Here is an 18,018-nt window from a genome sequence, read left to right on the forward strand (position 1 = left end):
CCCGGTAGCTAAGTGCGGAAGAGATAACCGCTGAAAGCATCTAAGCGGGAAACTTGCCTTAAGATGAGTCTTCCCTTACCCCTTGAGGGTACTGAAGGAACGTTCGAGACGAGGACGTGGATAGGCTGGGTGTGTAAGCGTTGCGAGACGTTGAGCTAACCAGTACTAATGAACCGTGCGGCTTAACCTGACAACACCGAAGGTGTTTTGGGGTGAGAGAGAGACAAGGTTTCAGAGAAAGAAAACGGCTTGTTCGGGATTGAAAACAGGATTTGTCTGGCGGCAAGAGCGCGGTGGTCCCACCTGACCCCATGCCGAACTCAGCAGTGAAACGCCGTAGCGCCGATGGTAGTGTGGGGTCTCCCCATGTGAGAGTAGGGAACTGCCAGACATTCAATCAGCCAGAGAAGCCATCCTTTACGGATGGCTTTTTTGCGTTTGGGGGTGACAGGAAATAGAAGATAAAAATTACTTCACGGACTGATATAAACTATAACCTGCTATCGCTCCAGCTATATTATAAGCAATATCATGCCAACTCCAGCCTGTTCCTGATGGGCGGCTATCATAAAGCTCTTTTATTGCACCAATACTAACGGATAGTAATACACCAAATTGTGCACTTTCACGATACCCCCAATGTTGACGATCACCATAAGCATTGCCCGCGGCAGCTACAATTGCAGAAAATAAAAAATGTTGTATTTTATCTTTTCCTGTCCAGTTGTCATTTGCCTGACGTATATTGGAACAAGAAGTATTCAATAGGATAGGAAAAATTATTAATATATTTCGTATCAGAGTAGTGATGTTTTTTCTCATCGTAATTCACGCCATGATTTATTTTTTAAAGCATAGCTGTCTGATAAATAAGATACAAAAATCCCCTCTGGCAATAGCGAGAGGGGATTCAAAAAATGATAATTATTTATCTATTCTACAGTATTCTACTAATTAATCGATCCACTCGAATACGACGCAAGCGTCGTATCAGCTTGCGTACCTTAACAGGATAGAGTTGAATGCTCTCTACTTCCTGATAACTATGGATAATTTTTGTATGAGTACGGATGCAATCCAACTCCATTGCACGTTGCTCGTTCATCTCTTGGCGGGGATCGTGAATAAGAATGGCATTTTCCAGATCTAATCCCCATGCGCGAGGATTAAGGTTATTACCAGTAATTAATTGCCATTTATTATCAACCCAGATCCCTTTTAAGTGATAAGTGTTATCTTGATCTTTCCATAGCCGGATAGTTAATTGCTGGCTATCGATAAACCTTTGCAGCCGACTAGTGAATCGACGTAAGTTAATTTCATACAAATAAGGTAATGCACCAATGATCTTAAATGGCTCTTCTGGTGGGATATAAAAATCATTAGCTGTTTTATCTCCAATGATAATCTCAACTTGTTTTCCTTGGCGGAGCAGACGAGATATTGCACGCACTAACACTGCTGGTAAGTTGAAATAAGGTGTACAGATAACTAACTTAGTTTCGGTACAAGATATGAGATGGCAAATTGTTTTGTTCAGCAGATTCTTTTTGCCCAATCCCACAAGGGGAATTACCGCCAATTCTTCATTTGAAGCCTGATTTTCAACGTGGTAATCGGCATTTCTCAATGAAGCACGAAATTGGCGGATCAAATTTTTAATTTCAAGGCTACGAGGACGATTGTAGCAGGCTAAATTTTTTACGGCTTCTGCACTAATAATATTGTCATCGATAAATTGCTTCATGACAACGGCAAGTTTCGCATTATGCAGTAAATGATAACGATCGTAACGATATTTTTCATGGCGGTGCAAATAGACATCATTAATGCTGGCTCCGCTGTAAATAACCGTATCATCAAAGATAAAGCCTTTCAGATGCAAAACCCCCAGTGCTTCACGAGTATTCACTGGAACACCCAGGATGGAAATGTTGACATCGGGGTAGCTTTCAGCCATAGAGCAATACCAATCTGCATTTGTTGCCGTAGCTTCTACACCAATACGGCCACGTTGGGCACGATGCCAATCGACCAGGATCTTTATGTCCAGCTCAGGGCGTTTTTGTTTGGCTTCATATAATGCAGTCAGAATATCCCGCCCTGCATCATCATTTTCTAAATATAATGCGGCAATATAAATATGCTTTTGGGCATTTTCTATATGTTTCAATAAGGTGCTGCGAAACACTTTAGATTCATAAAATGTCTCAATGTCAGCAACTGATTGCGGTAGCTTAGGCAGTTGTGCAAGGTGTTGTTGGTGTTTTGCTTGTTTAAATTTGGACAACATCACAGTGCGTTTTTCTCTTAGTCTAGATGGAATTAATACCATCATAAGGTGTATGAATCAAAATGATCTGGCGATGATACCATTAGTTTGGTTCATTGTGAGTATGAATTAACTCTCTTGAGCTGATTGCTTTAAGACTGTGCGATCTATCACGGAGTGAGCATTTTTTATCACTCATCACGAGATGCATATTGAATTTATTTTTTGCTAGAGTTTCAAAATAAGATTAACAATACCGTCTTCTAACTGTATATCAATGGTAAACCCAAGTTTTTTCGCAAGTTGGATCATATTACGGTTTTCAGGCATAGTGATAGCCGTTAGAGCCTGAATACCATGTTCTCTTGTATAATTAATCAGTTTAGTCATAAGTTGATAGCCTAACGTAATCCCTTTAAGATCTGATCGGACTAGTATCGCAAATTCAGCTTCGATATTATCAGGATCAGCCATAGCACGGGCGACACCAATAATTTCAGGTGTCGTTGCTGGATGGCGGATCGCCACGAATGCCATTTCTCGGTCGTAGTCAATTTGGGTCATGTTTGCGAGATCATCATGAGTAAACTCGTTAATTTCACTGAAATAGCGGTAATAAAGATCTTCCTTTGTCACTTGGCCGATAAATGCTTTCAGTAAAGGTTCATCTTCCGGCAAGATTGGTCGTAGCAAGCATTCAAAATCATCTTTGATATAGATAGTTTCTTCCAGTTCATTAGGATAAGGCCGGATAGCCAGTCTATTGCGGGGATCGCCTGTTACTGGCACCAATTCCATTGTCACATCCAATAGAGTGAACTCATTGCCTGATGCAAGTAGTGGATGGATATTCATACGAGTAATTTGAGGGCAATCGATCAGAAGATTAGAGACTCTGACTAATAATTGGCTGAGAGCAAGAATATCTAGCGGTAAAAGTGAACCACCAGATTTTATTTTGCCGCTCTTAATTGCCTGAATAACCAGATAACGGGCTAAGGCCATATTAAGGGGAGGAAGAGCGACAGCCGCCTGAGTTTCATGCATCCAATTAATATCTCCCTCACCTAGCATGATTAAAGGACCAAATATTTCATCTTGCTCAATAGCAATTCTCAGCTCTTGTGTGCCAGACCGATTAGCCATACCTTGTACTAATAATCCATTAATCCTGGCTTGTGGGAAGTTTTGTTTGGCGCGTTCAATAATCGCTTGTGTTGCGGCCTTAACTTCATCAGCATTGCGTAAATAAAGCATTACTCCCTGAACCTCTGATTTATGTGGAATATCAGGGGTGCGGAGTTTTAATGCCACGGGATAGCCAATTTTTTCTGCAATATTGACCGCATCATCACTGGTATGGGCGATCCAAGTTGGTAAAGTATGTAAACCGTAAGCATCGAGAATAGGTTGTACTTCATGGGTATCCAGTTGGATATTTCCGTTATCAAGCGCCTTCTGTATATATTCATGGGCCCGAGCCGTATTCGATGTGATGCCAATGGGTAAGGATGGAGTTTCTTTTAATTGTTTTTGGTTTCGTTGGTATTCCACCATATGCATAAAGGCGGTAATGGCACCTTCTGGTGTCCGATAAGTCGGAATACCTGCCTCACTGAACAGACGTCGGGCTTCCAATGAAGAGTATTCTCCACACCAATTAGTGAAAATAGTGAGCCATTTCCCACGAGGATGCTCTTTAATGGTTTGTATAACCCGAATCGCTGTAGTTTGGCTGTGGGATATGGCACTAGGAGAGTGGATTAACAATAAGGCATCATGATCATGATTATCCAAAAGTAACCTGAGTGCAGCAATATATCGTTCGGTAGAGGAGTCATCACCGATATCCAATGGATTACGTAAAAGCAGCGTGTCTGGAAGTATACCAGACAATCCATTGATCGTTTCCTCACCTAACATAGCGAGTTTGCCAGTTTTTCTTACTAGCTCATCCAGCGCCATTGCTGCTGGCGCTGCACCATTACTGACGATTAATAAACGTTCTCCGCGCAATGGTCGCATAAAACTCAATGTTTCCACTGCAGAGAACATTTCATGTGTATCTTGTACACGCAGTAATCCGGCACGTTGAATTGCTGCGTCATAAGCAGCATCGAAATTTTGTTGTTCTCCTAGTAATTTCTGAACTTGCCGGGTTCGGCCGCTTTTCACGACCAGAATAGGTTTATTGCGTGAAGCACTTCGGGAAGCAGAAAGAAAACGGCGAGCATCGCTGATATGTTCGAGATGCAACAAAATGGCACTGGTTTTACTGTCTCTTGCTAAAAAGTCGAGCAAGTCGTCAATATCAATATCAACACTGTCACCCAAGGCAATAAAATACGAAAAACCAATATTACGGTGGTTGGCCCAGTCCAGAATTGTGTTAGATATTGCTGCCGATTGTGAAATAAAAGCCAGTTTACCTTTAAGGATAGGGATCGGGGAAAAACTGGCATTTAGCCCGCTCCAGGGAGCTAAGATGCCAAGGCTATTTGGTCCCAGAATTCGAAGATGATGTTTTTGGCTGCACTGTTTCAATTCAGTGAATTGTGATGGCGGGGAGGATAAAATGATGACGGTTTTGCATCCGTGTTGAGCCAGTTGCTCCAGTAAAGACAAATTGCGACTGTGATGAGTACAGATCACAGCCAGATCAGGAGATAATGGTAATTTATCGATAGAAGGATAGGCTAACACACCCAGAACGGCATATTTGTTTGGTGTCACGGGGAGAATAGGCCCTGTAAATCCACCCATTAACAAATTTCGCATCAACACTGAACTGGCTTTTTCTGGCTTTTCAGAAGCACCAATAACGGCGATAGATTTAGGGCGTAATAATGCTTCAAGTCCGCGCTGGCTCATTTCTGGAGTTCCTTATCAGTTATCACATCAATAAACAATCACTGTTGATTAAACAATTACCATGAATAACTTTAGCCACCATCAGTCACTTTAGCGCGGCTTGTCAAGCATTACTGTGAGTTATCCCTACAGATGGTTAGATTTCCCTGACAGATATTGTTCACGAAAGTAATTGAAATGGTTCAATAATGATTGTGATGCTTTAATATCTCCTGCCAATTCTAGTGCCGCAGCAGCGACTTCGGCAGTACAATGTTGTTCTGTTCTGGAGGGTATCCGAAGTAAATAGTCCATTTTGGCAATATTATTTATAGACAATAGGGGAATATCATCCAAATATGGGCTTTTGCGAAACATTTTTCTTGCTTCTGGCCAAGTGCCATCCAATATAATGAACAGCGGTGGTTTTTGGTTAGCAGGGATCTTCTGATACACCGTACGAGGAGGCGTAGCATAACTGTCTGGGAAGATCAGATAGGGTTGACGGGTTGGATCACGTAATACTTCGAGCAATTGTTGATCAGGATCTGTTCTAGACCAGAGAAAAGCCCGTGTATCGGGCAGAATATCTGCAATCAACTTTCCCGTATTACTGGGTTTCATAGGCTCAGTATCGAACATGATGAGACAGAAGCGGCTTTCTGCATTTGTAGATGAAATCATTTCACACAGACATTTTTTTTGGGGTAATAAACAATGTAGGCAACGCTGCACTCGGCACCCCCTTGCCAGAAAAGGGCGGGTAGAGCGGGCAAGGCGGCGTTGGCGAAGCTGATAAACGGCGTTGTTATTTCTCATTTAAGAACTCAAACATGTTCGTGGATAAAACCAGTAAAAAATTAGCGGATATTTTAATGGATTGTCGTTACCAGAGGTAGCTTCGGGCGCGTACATCGGGTAATCTTCGCGCCATAACGCAGTTGGAGAAATAAATGAACGATTCCTATAGTGGTAAGAACGGCAAAGTCAAAGTAATGTATGTCCGTAATAATGAGGACAATAACGATAACCGTAAAGGCGGAGATCGTCGTAAAAACAGTGACAGCCGTAAGAGTGATAACCGTCCGTTTGGTAAAGGGCGTGATCAGGGTGACCGCCGTCGTGGCAATGAACGCCCAGAGCGCTCAGGTGATCGTTCTCCGTGGAGAACAGTCTCCCGTCCAGAGGGCAAATTCCTTGAGCCAGAGCACCAAGGTATTAGCGGCAAAAGCAACATTGATCCTGAACAGCTTCGTCGTCAGCGTTTGGAAGAAACCCGCATCTATGGGGAAAATGCTTGTCAGGCAATGTTCCAGAACCGTCCCGATGCGATTGTTCGGGCCTGGTTTGTTCAATCAGTCACGCCGCGTTTTCGCGATGCTTTGAAATGGATGGCGGCAAATCGCAAGGCTTACCATGTCGTTGACGACGAAGAACTATCCAAGGCATCAGGTACAGAGCACCACGGTGGCGTATGTTTCTTGATTAAGAAGCGCAATGGCTTGGATGCGGAAACCTATTTACAGCAGGCACCAGCAAAAGATTGTGTTCTGGCATTGGAAAACGTAGGTAATCCACATAATCTTGGTGCAATTATGCGTAGTTGTGCGCATTTTGGCGTACAGGGTATGATTTTGCAGGATACTGCGATGCTGGAATCAGGTGCGGCTGTTCGTACAGCAGAAGGAGGCGCTGAACACATCAAAGGCATTGATGCGGATGGATTCACGGCTACGCTGAATAAGTTTCGCAATCAAGGTTACACAATTGTGACCACATCAAGTCATAAAGGTAGCACAACACTGGCACAAGCAACATTACCAGAAAAAATGGTCTTGGTATTGGGTCAGGAAAGTGACGGATTAAGTGACAGCATGTGGGAATATGGTGACATTCGCCTTTCTATTGGTGGAACAGGTCGGGTAGAAAGCCTGAATGTTTCTGTTGCAACAGGTATTATGTTGGCAGAATGGTGGCGTCAGAATAAGGCTTAATTTATATCTGAAATAGATCTCAAGTAGCCATTTAGCCAAAGAATAGTGACTTGAAAATACAAAGATATAGTTTAATTTTCATTATCAATAAGGCCTTGTCTATTTAGTCAGGGCCTTATTTTACCCCCCTTATTTATTGAAACTATCTTTATTATTTCCATATAAAATATTTTTTATTAAAAATAAAAACATTTGTTATTATTTTGGAGTGAAGGTATTTGTTTGGATGTTTGCAAAAACCAAATATTTTAAATAACGCACATAAATTTAAGCCATTTATGGTTTATCCGTATTATTAAGTTGCCCTATTAAATAAGTCAGTCAATTTCTCTAAATACTCTACTTTTTTTATGGTTGTTAATGTCAATGATTTTTATTATCATTTGATAAAATAAAAAAGACAGATACTAATTTTAGTGAGCAAGAATTAATACCCCACTTATTGGATAGTAATATCCAGAAATTTATATAGCGATGTATCACCCTGTTAGCAGTGTTTGTATATAGAAACAGGTAGGTGCAGGATATGAATGAAGGGCTTTATTTAAATGCATTCGTTGAATACTTATTGGAATCATCAAACCTCCCATCTAACCAGGGAAAATTGGCTGCATGCCAATCGCCATCTTGTAGCAAAGATACTGCGCGAACTTTGCCATGAAAAACTCATCCAGCCAGTACATCATAGTGAGGGTCAAATTTATTCTGTTGATATAGATAATGTCCAATACTGTTTTCAGGCACAAGCTTATCAACTTGATCACTTGGACATTGATATTGCATCTATAACCAAATTTAGTTATGGTCAACCGCAATCTTTAGATGCCATTGCGCTGATTATAGAATTGCAGCCATTACTGGATATTTCTGAGAAGTTATTGCCCATTTATCTTGATGAAATATCCAGTACGCTCTATGGCCATGCCTTTAAATATCAAAAAAATCGACTGACTGCACGGGATTTAATTCAAGCAGATTATCAGACGGTAGAAACATCAATGAGCGAAGGGCATCCGGTATTTATTGCTAACAATGGACGTATTGGTTTTGATGCCGATGATTATTTGGATTACGCACCGGAAAGTGCCCATCCAGTGACATTAATTTGGGTTGCGGTACATCGGAATAAAGCAATTTTCTCTGTATTGTCTTCGCTTTCTTATTCACAGTTGATAGCAGAAGAATTGGGCAACTATTTGCCCGCTCAATTTGAACGGCAAATGCAGTCATTAGGATTAAACCTGTCTGATTATTACCTGATGCCTTTACATCCTTGGCAATGGAAACACCGTATCGCCATTAGCTTTGCTGCGGACATTGCCAGACAGGAAATAGTTTATCTTGGTGAAGGTCATGATCGCTATTTGGCTCAACAGTCTATCCGCACATTTTTCAATATAAGCCAGCCTAAGAAAAATTATGTGAAAACTGCATTGTCAGTCCTTAATATGGGATTTATGCGTGGACTAGATCCACACAGTATGGTAACAACTCCGCAAGTCAATGAGTGGCTTAATAACTTGGTTGAAGCTGATGAATTCTTCCAGGAAAAAGGATTCTCCATATTGAAGGAAAGAGCTGCGATAGGTTATTTCAATCACTATTTTGAATCTGCTATCAAAAAAGATAACCCACATAAAAAAATGCTATCTGCATTATGGCGTGAAAGCCCAATGACAATTCTGAAAGACAATCAACGCCTGATGACCATGGCTTCATTGTTACATATCGACTGGGAGGGACATTCGGTTGTTGCTGCTTTGGTTCAGGATTCAGGCCTATCAGTTGAAGATTGGGTATCACGTTATCTGGATGCTTACCTTTCCCCGTTGTTGCGTTCTTTCTTCACCTATGATCTGGTCTTTATGCCACATGGTGAAAACTTAATGTTGGTACTGGAAAATAATGTACCGGTAAAAATGTTAATGAAAGATATTGGGGAAGAAATTGCCATCTTAAATGGTGAACTTGAGTTGCCCAAAGAGATTGGTTTCTTGCATGTCATCATTAAGGATGACATGAAGATTAATTACATTTTCCTCGATGTCTTTGATTGCTTCTTCCGCTATTTGATCCCGTTGTTGCAAAAACATCTGGCATTGTCAGAGTCGCGTTTTTGGGAATTGGTTGCCCACTGTATTCACAGCTATCAATCACAACATCTACATCAGATAGAAAAATTCCGCAAATTTGATCTATTTAAGCACGATTTTGTGCGTACTTGTCTGAATCGTCTGCAAATGGCGAATAACCAACAAATGATTGATCTTGATGATCGTGAGAAGAATCTGAAATTTGCCGGAACGTTAGTGAATCCGCTTCGCGCTTTGCGGGAAAGATACTCTGTCGTATTTGCGACAGATGAGTGATGGAAATATCAAGATAAACATAACACAAATCACGTTGGTAACAAGATGAATAGAACGACAAACCCCATTTTGCAACAGAAGCATTTAACCAAGAGAACTGTGCTTTCTCTGATGATCCCGTTGATTTTAGCGGGAAATAATATGGCGATGGCAGAAGGGCAAGGAAAAGAAGATAAGATTATTGTAACAGCAGCACCAGTGGCGGTATATGAAGGTGTGACGGAAGACACTGGCATGTATAATACCTCCTCAATGGTAACATCGACAGGCTTGAATTTATCTGCCCGCGAAACACCGCAAAGTGTCAGCGTTATGACCAAGCAACGTATGGTAGATGAAAATCTGAATAGCGTTAAAAGTGCTATCGACAGCATTACAGGCATGACAGTCCATCAGGCTGACAGCGATCGCTTCACTTTCTCTTCGAGAGGGATGACAGTCAGGAATATGCTGCGTGATGGTGTACCGACTTTTTACGACATCCGTTTTAACTATGGTGATAACCTGCTGGATACTGCCATCATTGATCGCCTTGAGGTGGTGCGTGGGGCGGCAGGCCTGATGGTAGGGCCGGGTACACCTTCAGCGGCGGTTAATGTGATCCGTAAACGTCCAACCAGCGATTTTCGTGGTGAAGCAACTTTGGGTGGGGGATCTTGGGATAAATGGCGGACTGGTTTGGACTTGTCTGGCCCATTAAGTGAAAACGGTACAGTTAGGGGGCGCTTTGTCACTGCCTATGAGCGCTCGAATTCGTTTATTGATCGTGATAAACATGAAAAATATCCTTTCTATGGCATCCTTGAAGCAGATCTGACAGAGAACACGTTGTTAACCATTGGGACTGATTATCAAATCAACCATACCCGTGGAGGGATGTCTGGTGGATTGCCGATTTATTTTAAAGATGGGAGCAAAACCAATTACAAACGCAGTGATAGTTTTGCACCTGATTGGGCATTCTCCAAAGTACGTTCATTTTCGGCCTTTACTAGTTTGCAACACACGTTTGATAACGGTTGGAGCGTGAAAGGTACTTTTACCTATGACAATAACACCCTTGATCAAAAAGTATTGTGGGCGACCGGATTTCCTGATCGTGCCACTAATGAAGGAATGTATCCGGGGAATATGACTTTAATTGATGGAAGTCGTCGCCAGCGTAATTTCGACTTACAAGTAAATGGTAATTATGGATTCTTGGGGCGTACACACCATGCTAGTTTTGGTTTGAACTACCAAAAACAGAATTTCCAGAATGATTATTACAATGCTGCCTGTATGCTAGAAGATAATTCTAATCAGATAGATCAAAAAGCGACAGGAAAAAGGAATAATTGTAACTACTTAGGCGATTTTACCCGCTCCTCATGGGGATATGCTGAGCCAACATGGAGTCAACAGAGAACAACTGGATCTAATGGTTATATTGAACAAACTGCAGGTTATGCCGTCACTCAGCTTTCTTTGGCAGATCCTGTGACTCTGATCCTTGGTGGGCGTGTTACCAGTTGGAAAACCCGTGGTGATAATTTCGGCACACCGCAAAACGGCAGTTATAGCGATCAATTCGTGCCATATGGTGGGTTGGTTTACAACATCACGCCAGATTTTTCAGTTTATGGTAGCTATACCAAAATTTTTGATCCAGAAAGCCGTATTAACCGTAATAACCAACTCCTTAAACCAGTTTCGGGTGAAAACTATGAGCTGGGTTTGAAAGGTGTTGCCTTGGATAACAGTATTGATTATTCATTAGCACTTTTTGAAATCCGCCAAAATAATTACACAGTTAATGATAACTCTGGTAAACCACGAGCTTCCGAAATTCCCAAAAATGCCAAAGTTTATTATGCCATTAATGGTGTAAAAACCCGAGGTTTTGAAGCCGAAGTTAGTGGGCAGATTACGGATGACTGGCGTATTTATGCGGGGTACACCCAGTTCCGTGCGACAATGCCAGGTGGTAAACGTGTCAATATGGAAGATCCAAATCGCTTATTCAAATTATTCACGACTTATACCTTGCCAGGCGTGATGAACGATTTAACACTAGGTGGTGGAGTTAACTGGCAGGACAAAACAAGGCTTGACCTTACCGGTCCTGATGGAAAAGTGCGCCAAGATGGCCAAGGCAGTTTTGCCACGGTTAACCTGATGGGACGTTATCAATTCACTCCAGATCTTTCTCTGACCGTGAACTTGAATAACTTGTTCGACAAGAAATACTACACCTCGTTTGGTAGCTATACCCAATATTATTACGGTGCATCACGTAATGTTGAAGCGACACTGCGTTATAAGTTCTAACTAAATTACGTTCATAACTAAGTCACAGGCGGCGACTATGTATTTTTATCCATTTGAGCAACAAGCAGTAGAGGGTAATAGGCAATGGTTTTGATACGTTGCAATGTACTGGTCGCCGTGCTTTTGATATTGCTGGTGGGTTGTGACAAACCAGTAACTTCGAGGAAGCTGCCGACGGATGCTGTCGGTTATCCCAAAACAATCACCACCGCACTAGGTACGGTAGTGATTAACCAACCGCCGCAACAAATTGTGGCGTTGGGAACAGGTACGGAAGATATTCTATTGGATTTGGGCATAATTCCTGTTGGCATTGAATCGCATCGCTGGGGAGGGGGTGCAGAAGGTTATTTACCGTGGTTCAGGGAAGAGATAGAGCGTCGTGGGGCAGAATTGCCTGCCATTATCGAAATGTACCCAGAATTAGATATCGAAAAGATAATTACTCTGAAGCCTGATTTGGTGTTGGCAACACAGTCAGGTATTACGCGGGAAAATTATGATCATTTATCACATTTTGTCCCGGTAATTGCTTATCCAGCAAAACCGTGGCAGACGACACCACGACAACAAATTGAGCTGGTGGCACAAGTGTTGGATAAAACAGAACAAGGAGAAAGGCTTGTTACTGAATTGGATAACCTGTTAACTCTATCAGGAAACAGTATCCCCAATATTGCTGGTTATCGTTTTGCCTATATTAAAGCAGGAACAACCGGTAACACCCTGTCGATTTATGTCAAAAACGATCCACGTGTTGATACGCTGGTGCACCTTGGTTTATCCCTGCTTCCGTTGGTTGATTCCTTAACTGCGCCTTTTGGCAATTTTGCTGCCAATATCGGTCTGGAGAACGCTGATTTGCTTAATGGAGCAGATATTTTGGTCACATGGTATACCAGTGAAAAAGAGCGTCAGGAGACAGAAGCTCAACCCCTATTCCGTTCCATTCGTGCGGTTAACCAAGGGGGATATATTCCGTTGACTGATCAATCAATTGTGATGTCCATGTCTTATGGTTCACCACTTAGCTTACGCTGGGGATTACCAAAATTTATGCCGTTATTGAAGCAGGAGATAGCAAAACATGATAAACCCTAAACGGCGAATCGCCCTTATTTTGGGGTTAGTATTCATGGTCATGCTGGCCTGCCTTTGCATAGCTGCTAGCTTAAGTCTGGGTTCAAAATCATTGCCTTTCTCATCAGTTTGGCACCATTATTGGTTGGGAGATAGTGGAAGTTATTATGATTTAGTTATCAATGCTCGTGAACCACGCACACTGATTGGTTTAATGGCTGGTGCAGCGCTGGCATTAGCAGGAGCAGTAACACAAGGATTATTACGCAATCCACTGGGCGATCCTGGGTTATTGGGCGTAAATGCGGGAGCCGCGGCTACAGTGGTATGTTTCTCTTTTATCCCAGTTTTAGATGGAATCCCCCGATTCTGGATAGCGTTTATTGGTGCAAGTCTGTCTACGTTTTTATTTTACTTGCTTAGTGGCGGATCACGTAATACCAATCCAGCCCGACTGGTTTTGACTGGAGCCGCTATTAATGTCTGCTTGTTTGCAGTGGTACAAGGTATCATCTTGCTTAATCCACAGGTGATGGATAGTTATCGTTTTTGGTCGATTGGTTCATTAAGTTCCATGTCATTAAGTGAAGCCAGTTTGTTGTTCCCTTATTTATTGGTGGCAGTGATATTGGTACTTTCCTTGGGCTCTGCGCTGAATGTGATGGTCTTTGGCGAAGGGATCGCGGGTTCATTGGGCGCTAATGTTGTCAGAACCCGAATATTATCTTTGCTAAGTGCCACGATGCTGGCTGCCTCTGCAACAGCTATGGCTGGCCCTATTGCGTTTGTTGGCCTGGCTGCACCACATTTGATGCGGGCGTTGGTAGGCAATGATTTTCGTTGGCTATTGCCTTATTGCCTGCTTGCTGGGTCTTGTTTGCTGCTGATATCGGATATTGTTGCTCGATTGCTGATCGCTCCAGAAGAAATTATGGTTGGTATTATCACTGCGGGTATTGGTGCACCTTTGCTTTATCTGGTTGCAAAAAGCCGTTCACAAAAGATGATGGCGGAGTAAATTATGATATTGATTCATTCGTCGGTGAGGCAGCCAAAAGCTAAAACATTCAGGATAGGCAATGCAGTTTTTATTGCGCCAGCACGGCAAGTCAGGAGGGTAGTTTTTTCCATTCTATTGTTGCTTATAGTGTTTTTTTACCTGTCCTTGGCAATGGGCAGGGAAGGGATGGATAATCCTTTTCTGCTGACAGAAACATCTTATCAAACATTTATTTTAATGGAGATCCGTTTACCGAGAGCCTTGGTAGCAATCGGGGCAGGAATGACATTGGCGCTTTCTGGTTCCCTGTTTCAGCTTACGACCCGTAATGCACTTGGCAGCCCAGATATCATCGGCATTAACGGTGGAGCGATGGTCGGGATCGCCATAGCAATGGTTGTTTGGCCTGATGTGTTGCCTGTTCCATTAGGAGCGCTATTGGGTTCCATGATTGCCGTATTGTTGGTCTATCTTGGTAACGGTACAGGCATTGGAAATATGCAGGCTAATAAGATCATTATTTCGGGAATTGCGATTGCTGCACTGTGCATGGCATTTATCGATTTTGCCTCTTCGAATGTTCGCCTTGAGCAAGCCCAACAACTGAAATCATTTCTGAGAGGCAGCCTTGCCAGTCAAAGCTGGCAGAATGTGGCACTGATCAGCGGAATGGTGTTATTCATTCCAGTTTTATTTTGGCTAGGCAGGCAATTGAATTACACCCATTTTGGCAATGATATCGCCAATACCCTTGGTGTACCCGTGCGCCTTATACAGATCGCCAGCATATTATTGGCAGTGATTTTTGCCACCATATCGGTATTGGTTGTCGGGCCAGTTGCATTTATCGCTTTGTCTGCACCACAAATAGCCCGACGGCTGGTACGAAATAAAGGCTCTGCGCTGTTTTGCACTGTACTAGTGGGTGCTTTGCTGATGTTGGTTTCTGATTTAATGACTTTGCTATTACCAACCTCAGCTCGTCTACCCGTGGGAGTGATTACAGCAGTAGTTGGTGGAATCTATTTGATGTATTTGCTGTATGCCGAATTAAGGAGAACACGATAATGCCATCGGATGCTCATTCCCCAGAGGTGACTTCACGACTGAAAGCCCATGATCTTTCACTGGCATATGGTAAAAGAACCATTATTGATGGCGTTAATCTCGCCATTCATGACGGTGAATTTAGCGTCATTATTGGCCCGAATGGGTGTGGAAAATCAACATTGTTGCGGGCAATAAGTCGCAGTATGCAGCCCCAACGTGGTGAGGTTTTGTTGGATGGAACCAGTATCCATCGTTACAAACCTAAATCCGTTGCACGCGAATTATCCTTGTTGACGCAAGGTGCAGCCATCACTGAGACTCTGACGATCTATGATCTTGTTTCTCGTGGGCGCTATCCTTATCAGTCTTTCTTGCGCCAATGGTCGGCAGAAGATGAGAGAGTAGTCAATGAAGCCTTGAAGGCAGTAGATTTATGGGATATGTCGCAAAAATTGGTGAATGAACTGTCAGGAGGCCAGCGCCAGCGTGCTTGGTTTGCCATGACACTGGCCCAGCAGACCCCGATTATTTTGTTGGATGAACCGACCACTTATTTGGATATTTCTCATCAGATTGAATTGCTTGATCTTTGCCAATACTTGCATCGGCAAGGCAAGACGCTGGTGTTGGTTTTACACGATATTAATCTGGCTCTGCGCTATGCCTCTCGTCTGATTATGATGAAAAATGGCCAGATTTATGCTGAAGGTATCCCTGAGAAAATTGTGACAGTACAGAGTATTGCCGATGTATTTGGTTTGGCCTGCCGGATTATTCGTGATCCTGAATCTAATAAACCATTGATTATACCTAAATATAAAACTAATGAGTAATGATGGGGGAGTTTTTAAATTGTTGTGTTATTGGTTGTCCTGCAATTTAAAATCTATTGAGTATATTCCAGAGATATAATTTAGGATTGATAATGGATGATAGGAGAGTAAGGAATGACAAATAAAAATAACCAGAACGTCATCAAATTAATATCTGAAATAACCATTGAAGATATCACTAACCTATTTGATGGGGCATTTAGCCATTTTAATTCATCAATGAAAATAAATTCAGAAAGTATTCCATCGGAAAGTATGTTGTTTTATCAATGGTCGAGTGATGAACAATTTCCATTATTGATGAAAAGCTACCAAGATTCACATTATAGTGATAATGAGTTAAAACCAAATCAGAAAGGGCTTTATTCTTTATGGGCACAGTGGTATTTTGGTTTAATTGTTCCACCAATGATGTTAATGCTATTAGAGTATCCTCAGGCTGTTGATACTGATTATAATCTTTTTCAGATTGAATTTCATGAAACTGGCAGGCCAAATGTTGTTTATTACCAGTTAACGTGGCTGGACGAATCAATATCTTTATTGGAGCGTTATCATTCTATGTTAGATCGGCATATTATGCCTGTATGTGAGAAAATTGAGTCCTATCGCGGAATAAATGGGCGTTTATTGTGGAATAACATTGGTTATGTTATGTATTGGTACTTAAATAATTTCAGAGAAAGAATAGACGCGGATCAGTATGATACATTAATACAGAATCTTTTCTTCACACAGACGTTACCTGATGGCAGGGATAATCCACTTTATCGTACTGTGATTATGAAAAATAATGCAATACAACGCCGTTGTTGCTGCCAACGAAATAAGTTACCAGGAGTAGGAAATTGTCACGATTGTCCCCTTGAATCTACTGCATAAATAGTAGAAATTAAGCTTATCTATTTCTTACAAAAATAAAAAATCATCATGGATTGATGATATATCACTACCTTCATTGATTAATGAGGGTACTTAATATTTAAAAAACACTGTCGAGCAATTATTTATAATAATTCATATAGATACTTAATGGGTTTCGAGTTACTACCATAAAATTGATAACTTGAAAGATAAAGAGTATAAAAGTTAAGGATATATAATGCCTGACAAAGCCCAAGTTATTGCCGAAACATTGACTAAAAAGACACCTTTAATGGGAAGTGATTATTTAAAAAATAGCTGTTTTTATCAACATCTACTATCGCAGGAAGGCAATACCTGAAATTTACTTTCCTCAATCCAGCGACTACTCAGCAGCATGTGCAAGAAATTGTGGATGAGATCGTTATGCAGGGAAATCTGTTGTTGGCAGATATTGTGTTTCCCGCGAGTGAATTCACCAGAAAACAATGATTGTTGTTTTCTCAAGTAAGTTGTTTTCTCAAATAAGTAGCGTTTATGGGGAGTGATTATGACAGCCAAGATTTATGATTTTATCGCAATTGGAATTGGCCCATTTAATTTGGGATTAGCTTGTCTAGTGCAGCCAATACAAGGGATGAGTAGTCTGTTTATTGATCAGAAGCCTGCTTTTGATTGGCATCCGGGCATGATGCTAGAAAATTCTACGATGCAAACACCGTTTATGGCGGACTTAGTGACATTGGCATCCCCTACTCATCCATTGAGTTTCCTAAATTATATCAAGCAGAAAGGCCGCATTTACTCGTTTTACATTCGGGAAAATTTTTTCCTGTTGCGTAAAGAATATAACCAGTATTGCCAATGGGCAGCGGAACAGTTGCCTAACCTACGTTTTAATACGCGGGTTGAAAATATCAGCCATAACTCTGCATCCTCGCATTATATCTTGCACTGTACAGATACATTAACTGGAGAGAAATATGAATTTTTCTGTAAAAAGTTGGTATTGGGAACGGGGCCTTCATCATATATTCCAAAATGTTGCAGGCCTTTTGCCCATCAGATGGTCACTTCAGGAGGTTATTTAAAAAATAAGGACGCCTTACAGAAGAAGAAATCCATCACAGTGTTGGGAAGTGGGCAAAGTGCAGCGGAAATTTTTTACGATTTGCTTGAGGACATTGATATTTATGGCTATCAGCTTAATTGGGTAACACGTTCCCCGCGTTTCTTCCCTCTTGAGTATACCAAACTGACATTAGAAATGACGTCACCTGAATATGTGGATTATTTCTATAGCAGAATCAACATAACCTGACATATTCAATATGCTCTGTAAACAACTCATCAACTGAACATCTTTTTTGCCTCCTGATCGCTTTTGCTCCGCCCC

Annotated in this window: 13 protein-coding genes, 2 rRNA genes and 1 pseudogene; 12 read left to right on the forward strand and 4 right to left on the reverse strand. The window is 41.7% G+C overall.

Translation table 11 applies throughout. From position 1 onward, the window contains the following. Together Xentx_RS16695 and rrf are read left to right on the forward strand one after the other, a co-directional pair. Positions 1-190: ribosomal RNA gene (locus tag Xentx_RS16695) — 23S ribosomal RNA — on the forward strand; the annotation flags it as partial. An 85-nt stretch (positions 191-275) separates the two neighbouring features. Then, a 5S ribosomal RNA gene (gene rrf / locus Xentx_RS16700) occupies positions 276-391 on the forward strand. A 77-nt stretch (positions 392-468) separates the two neighbouring features. Here rrf and Xentx_RS16705 read toward each other — a convergent pair. From Xentx_RS16705 to Xentx_RS16720, 4 genes are all read right to left on the reverse strand, one after another. After that, positions 469-822 carry a YfiM family lipoprotein gene (locus Xentx_RS16705; protein WP_074021616.1) on the reverse strand — a complete coding sequence of 118 codons (354 nt, stop codon included), beginning with the start codon at positions 820-822 and terminating at the stop codon, positions 469-471. A gap of 115 nt (positions 823-937) precedes the next feature. Continuing rightward, complete coding sequence (gene pssA, locus Xentx_RS16710; protein WP_074021619.1) at positions 938-2,296, reverse strand: CDP-diacylglycerol--serine O-phosphatidyltransferase; 1,359 nt, start codon at positions 2,294-2,296, stop codon at positions 938-940. 204 nt (positions 2,297-2,500) lie between these two features. Beyond that, positions 2,501-5,143 (reverse strand): bifunctional acetate--CoA ligase family protein/GNAT family N-acetyltransferase, encoded by a 2,643-nt coding sequence (locus Xentx_RS16715; protein WP_074021621.1) that lies wholly within the window; start codon positions 5,141-5,143, stop codon positions 2,501-2,503. Positions 5,144-5,269: 126 nt separating this feature from the next. Further along, positions 5,270-5,941 carry a tRNA-uridine aminocarboxypropyltransferase gene (locus Xentx_RS16720; RefSeq protein WP_074021622.1) on the reverse strand — a complete coding sequence of 224 codons (672 nt, stop codon included), beginning with the start codon at positions 5,939-5,941 and terminating at the stop codon, positions 5,270-5,272. A gap of 134 nt (positions 5,942-6,075) precedes the next feature. Here Xentx_RS16720 and Xentx_RS16725 point away from each other — a divergent pair, with 134 nt between their 5' ends. The 10 genes and pseudogenes from Xentx_RS16725 to Xentx_RS16765 all read left to right on the forward strand — a co-directional run. Further along, complete coding sequence (locus tag Xentx_RS16725; protein ID WP_074021624.1) at positions 6,076-7,116, forward strand: tRNA/rRNA methyltransferase; 1,041 nt, start codon at positions 6,076-6,078, stop codon at positions 7,114-7,116. A gap of 548 nt (positions 7,117-7,664) precedes the next feature. Continuing rightward, positions 7,665-9,485: an IucA/IucC family protein gene (locus Xentx_RS16730; protein ID WP_074021625.1), complete on the forward strand. Its 1,821-nt coding sequence runs from the start codon at positions 7,665-7,667 to the stop codon at positions 9,483-9,485. A 45-nt stretch (positions 9,486-9,530) separates the two neighbouring features. Then, a complete protein-coding gene (locus Xentx_RS16735) occupies positions 9,531-11,795 on the forward strand; it encodes a TonB-dependent siderophore receptor (protein ID WP_074021627.1) in 2,265 nt (754 codons plus the stop codon). 84 nt (positions 11,796-11,879) lie between these two features. After that, entirely contained in the window at positions 11,880-12,896 is a 1,017-nt protein-coding gene (locus Xentx_RS16740) for an iron-siderophore ABC transporter substrate-binding protein (protein ID WP_074021628.1), read from the forward strand. After that, positions 12,883-13,893: a FecCD family ABC transporter permease gene (locus tag Xentx_RS16745; RefSeq protein ID WP_074021630.1), complete on the forward strand. Its 1,011-nt coding sequence runs from the start codon at positions 12,883-12,885 to the stop codon at positions 13,891-13,893. The genes Xentx_RS16740 and Xentx_RS16745 overlap by 14 nt, the downstream gene beginning before the upstream one ends. A gap of 3 nt (positions 13,894-13,896) precedes the next feature. After that, entirely contained in the window at positions 13,897-14,943 is a 1,047-nt protein-coding gene (locus Xentx_RS16750) for a FecCD family ABC transporter permease (RefSeq protein WP_074021631.1), read from the forward strand. Then, complete coding sequence (locus Xentx_RS16755) at positions 14,943-15,758, forward strand: ABC transporter ATP-binding protein (protein ID WP_074021633.1); 816 nt, start codon at positions 14,943-14,945, stop codon at positions 15,756-15,758. The genes Xentx_RS16750 and Xentx_RS16755 overlap by 1 nt, the downstream gene beginning before the upstream one ends. Positions 15,759-15,872: 114 nt before the next feature. Continuing rightward, complete coding sequence (gene fhuF / locus Xentx_RS16760; protein WP_074021634.1) at positions 15,873-16,640, forward strand: siderophore-iron reductase FhuF; 768 nt, start codon at positions 15,873-15,875, stop codon at positions 16,638-16,640. Positions 16,641-16,860: 220 nt separating this feature from the next. Next, entirely contained in the window at positions 16,861-16,983 is a 123-nt protein-coding gene (locus Xentx_RS19865) for a hypothetical protein (RefSeq protein WP_279625117.1), read from the forward strand. Positions 16,984-17,172: 189 nt separating this feature from the next. Next, positions 17,173-17,922, forward strand: a pseudogene (locus Xentx_RS16765) (lysine N(6)-hydroxylase/L-ornithine N(5)-oxygenase family protein); the annotation flags it as partial. Positions 17,923-18,018: the final 96 nt, after the last annotated feature.

Origin of the sequence: Xenorhabdus thuongxuanensis, assembly GCF_001908095.1 — a bacterium.
GTDB lineage: Bacteria > Pseudomonadota > Gammaproteobacteria > Enterobacterales > Enterobacteriaceae > Xenorhabdus > Xenorhabdus thuongxuanensis.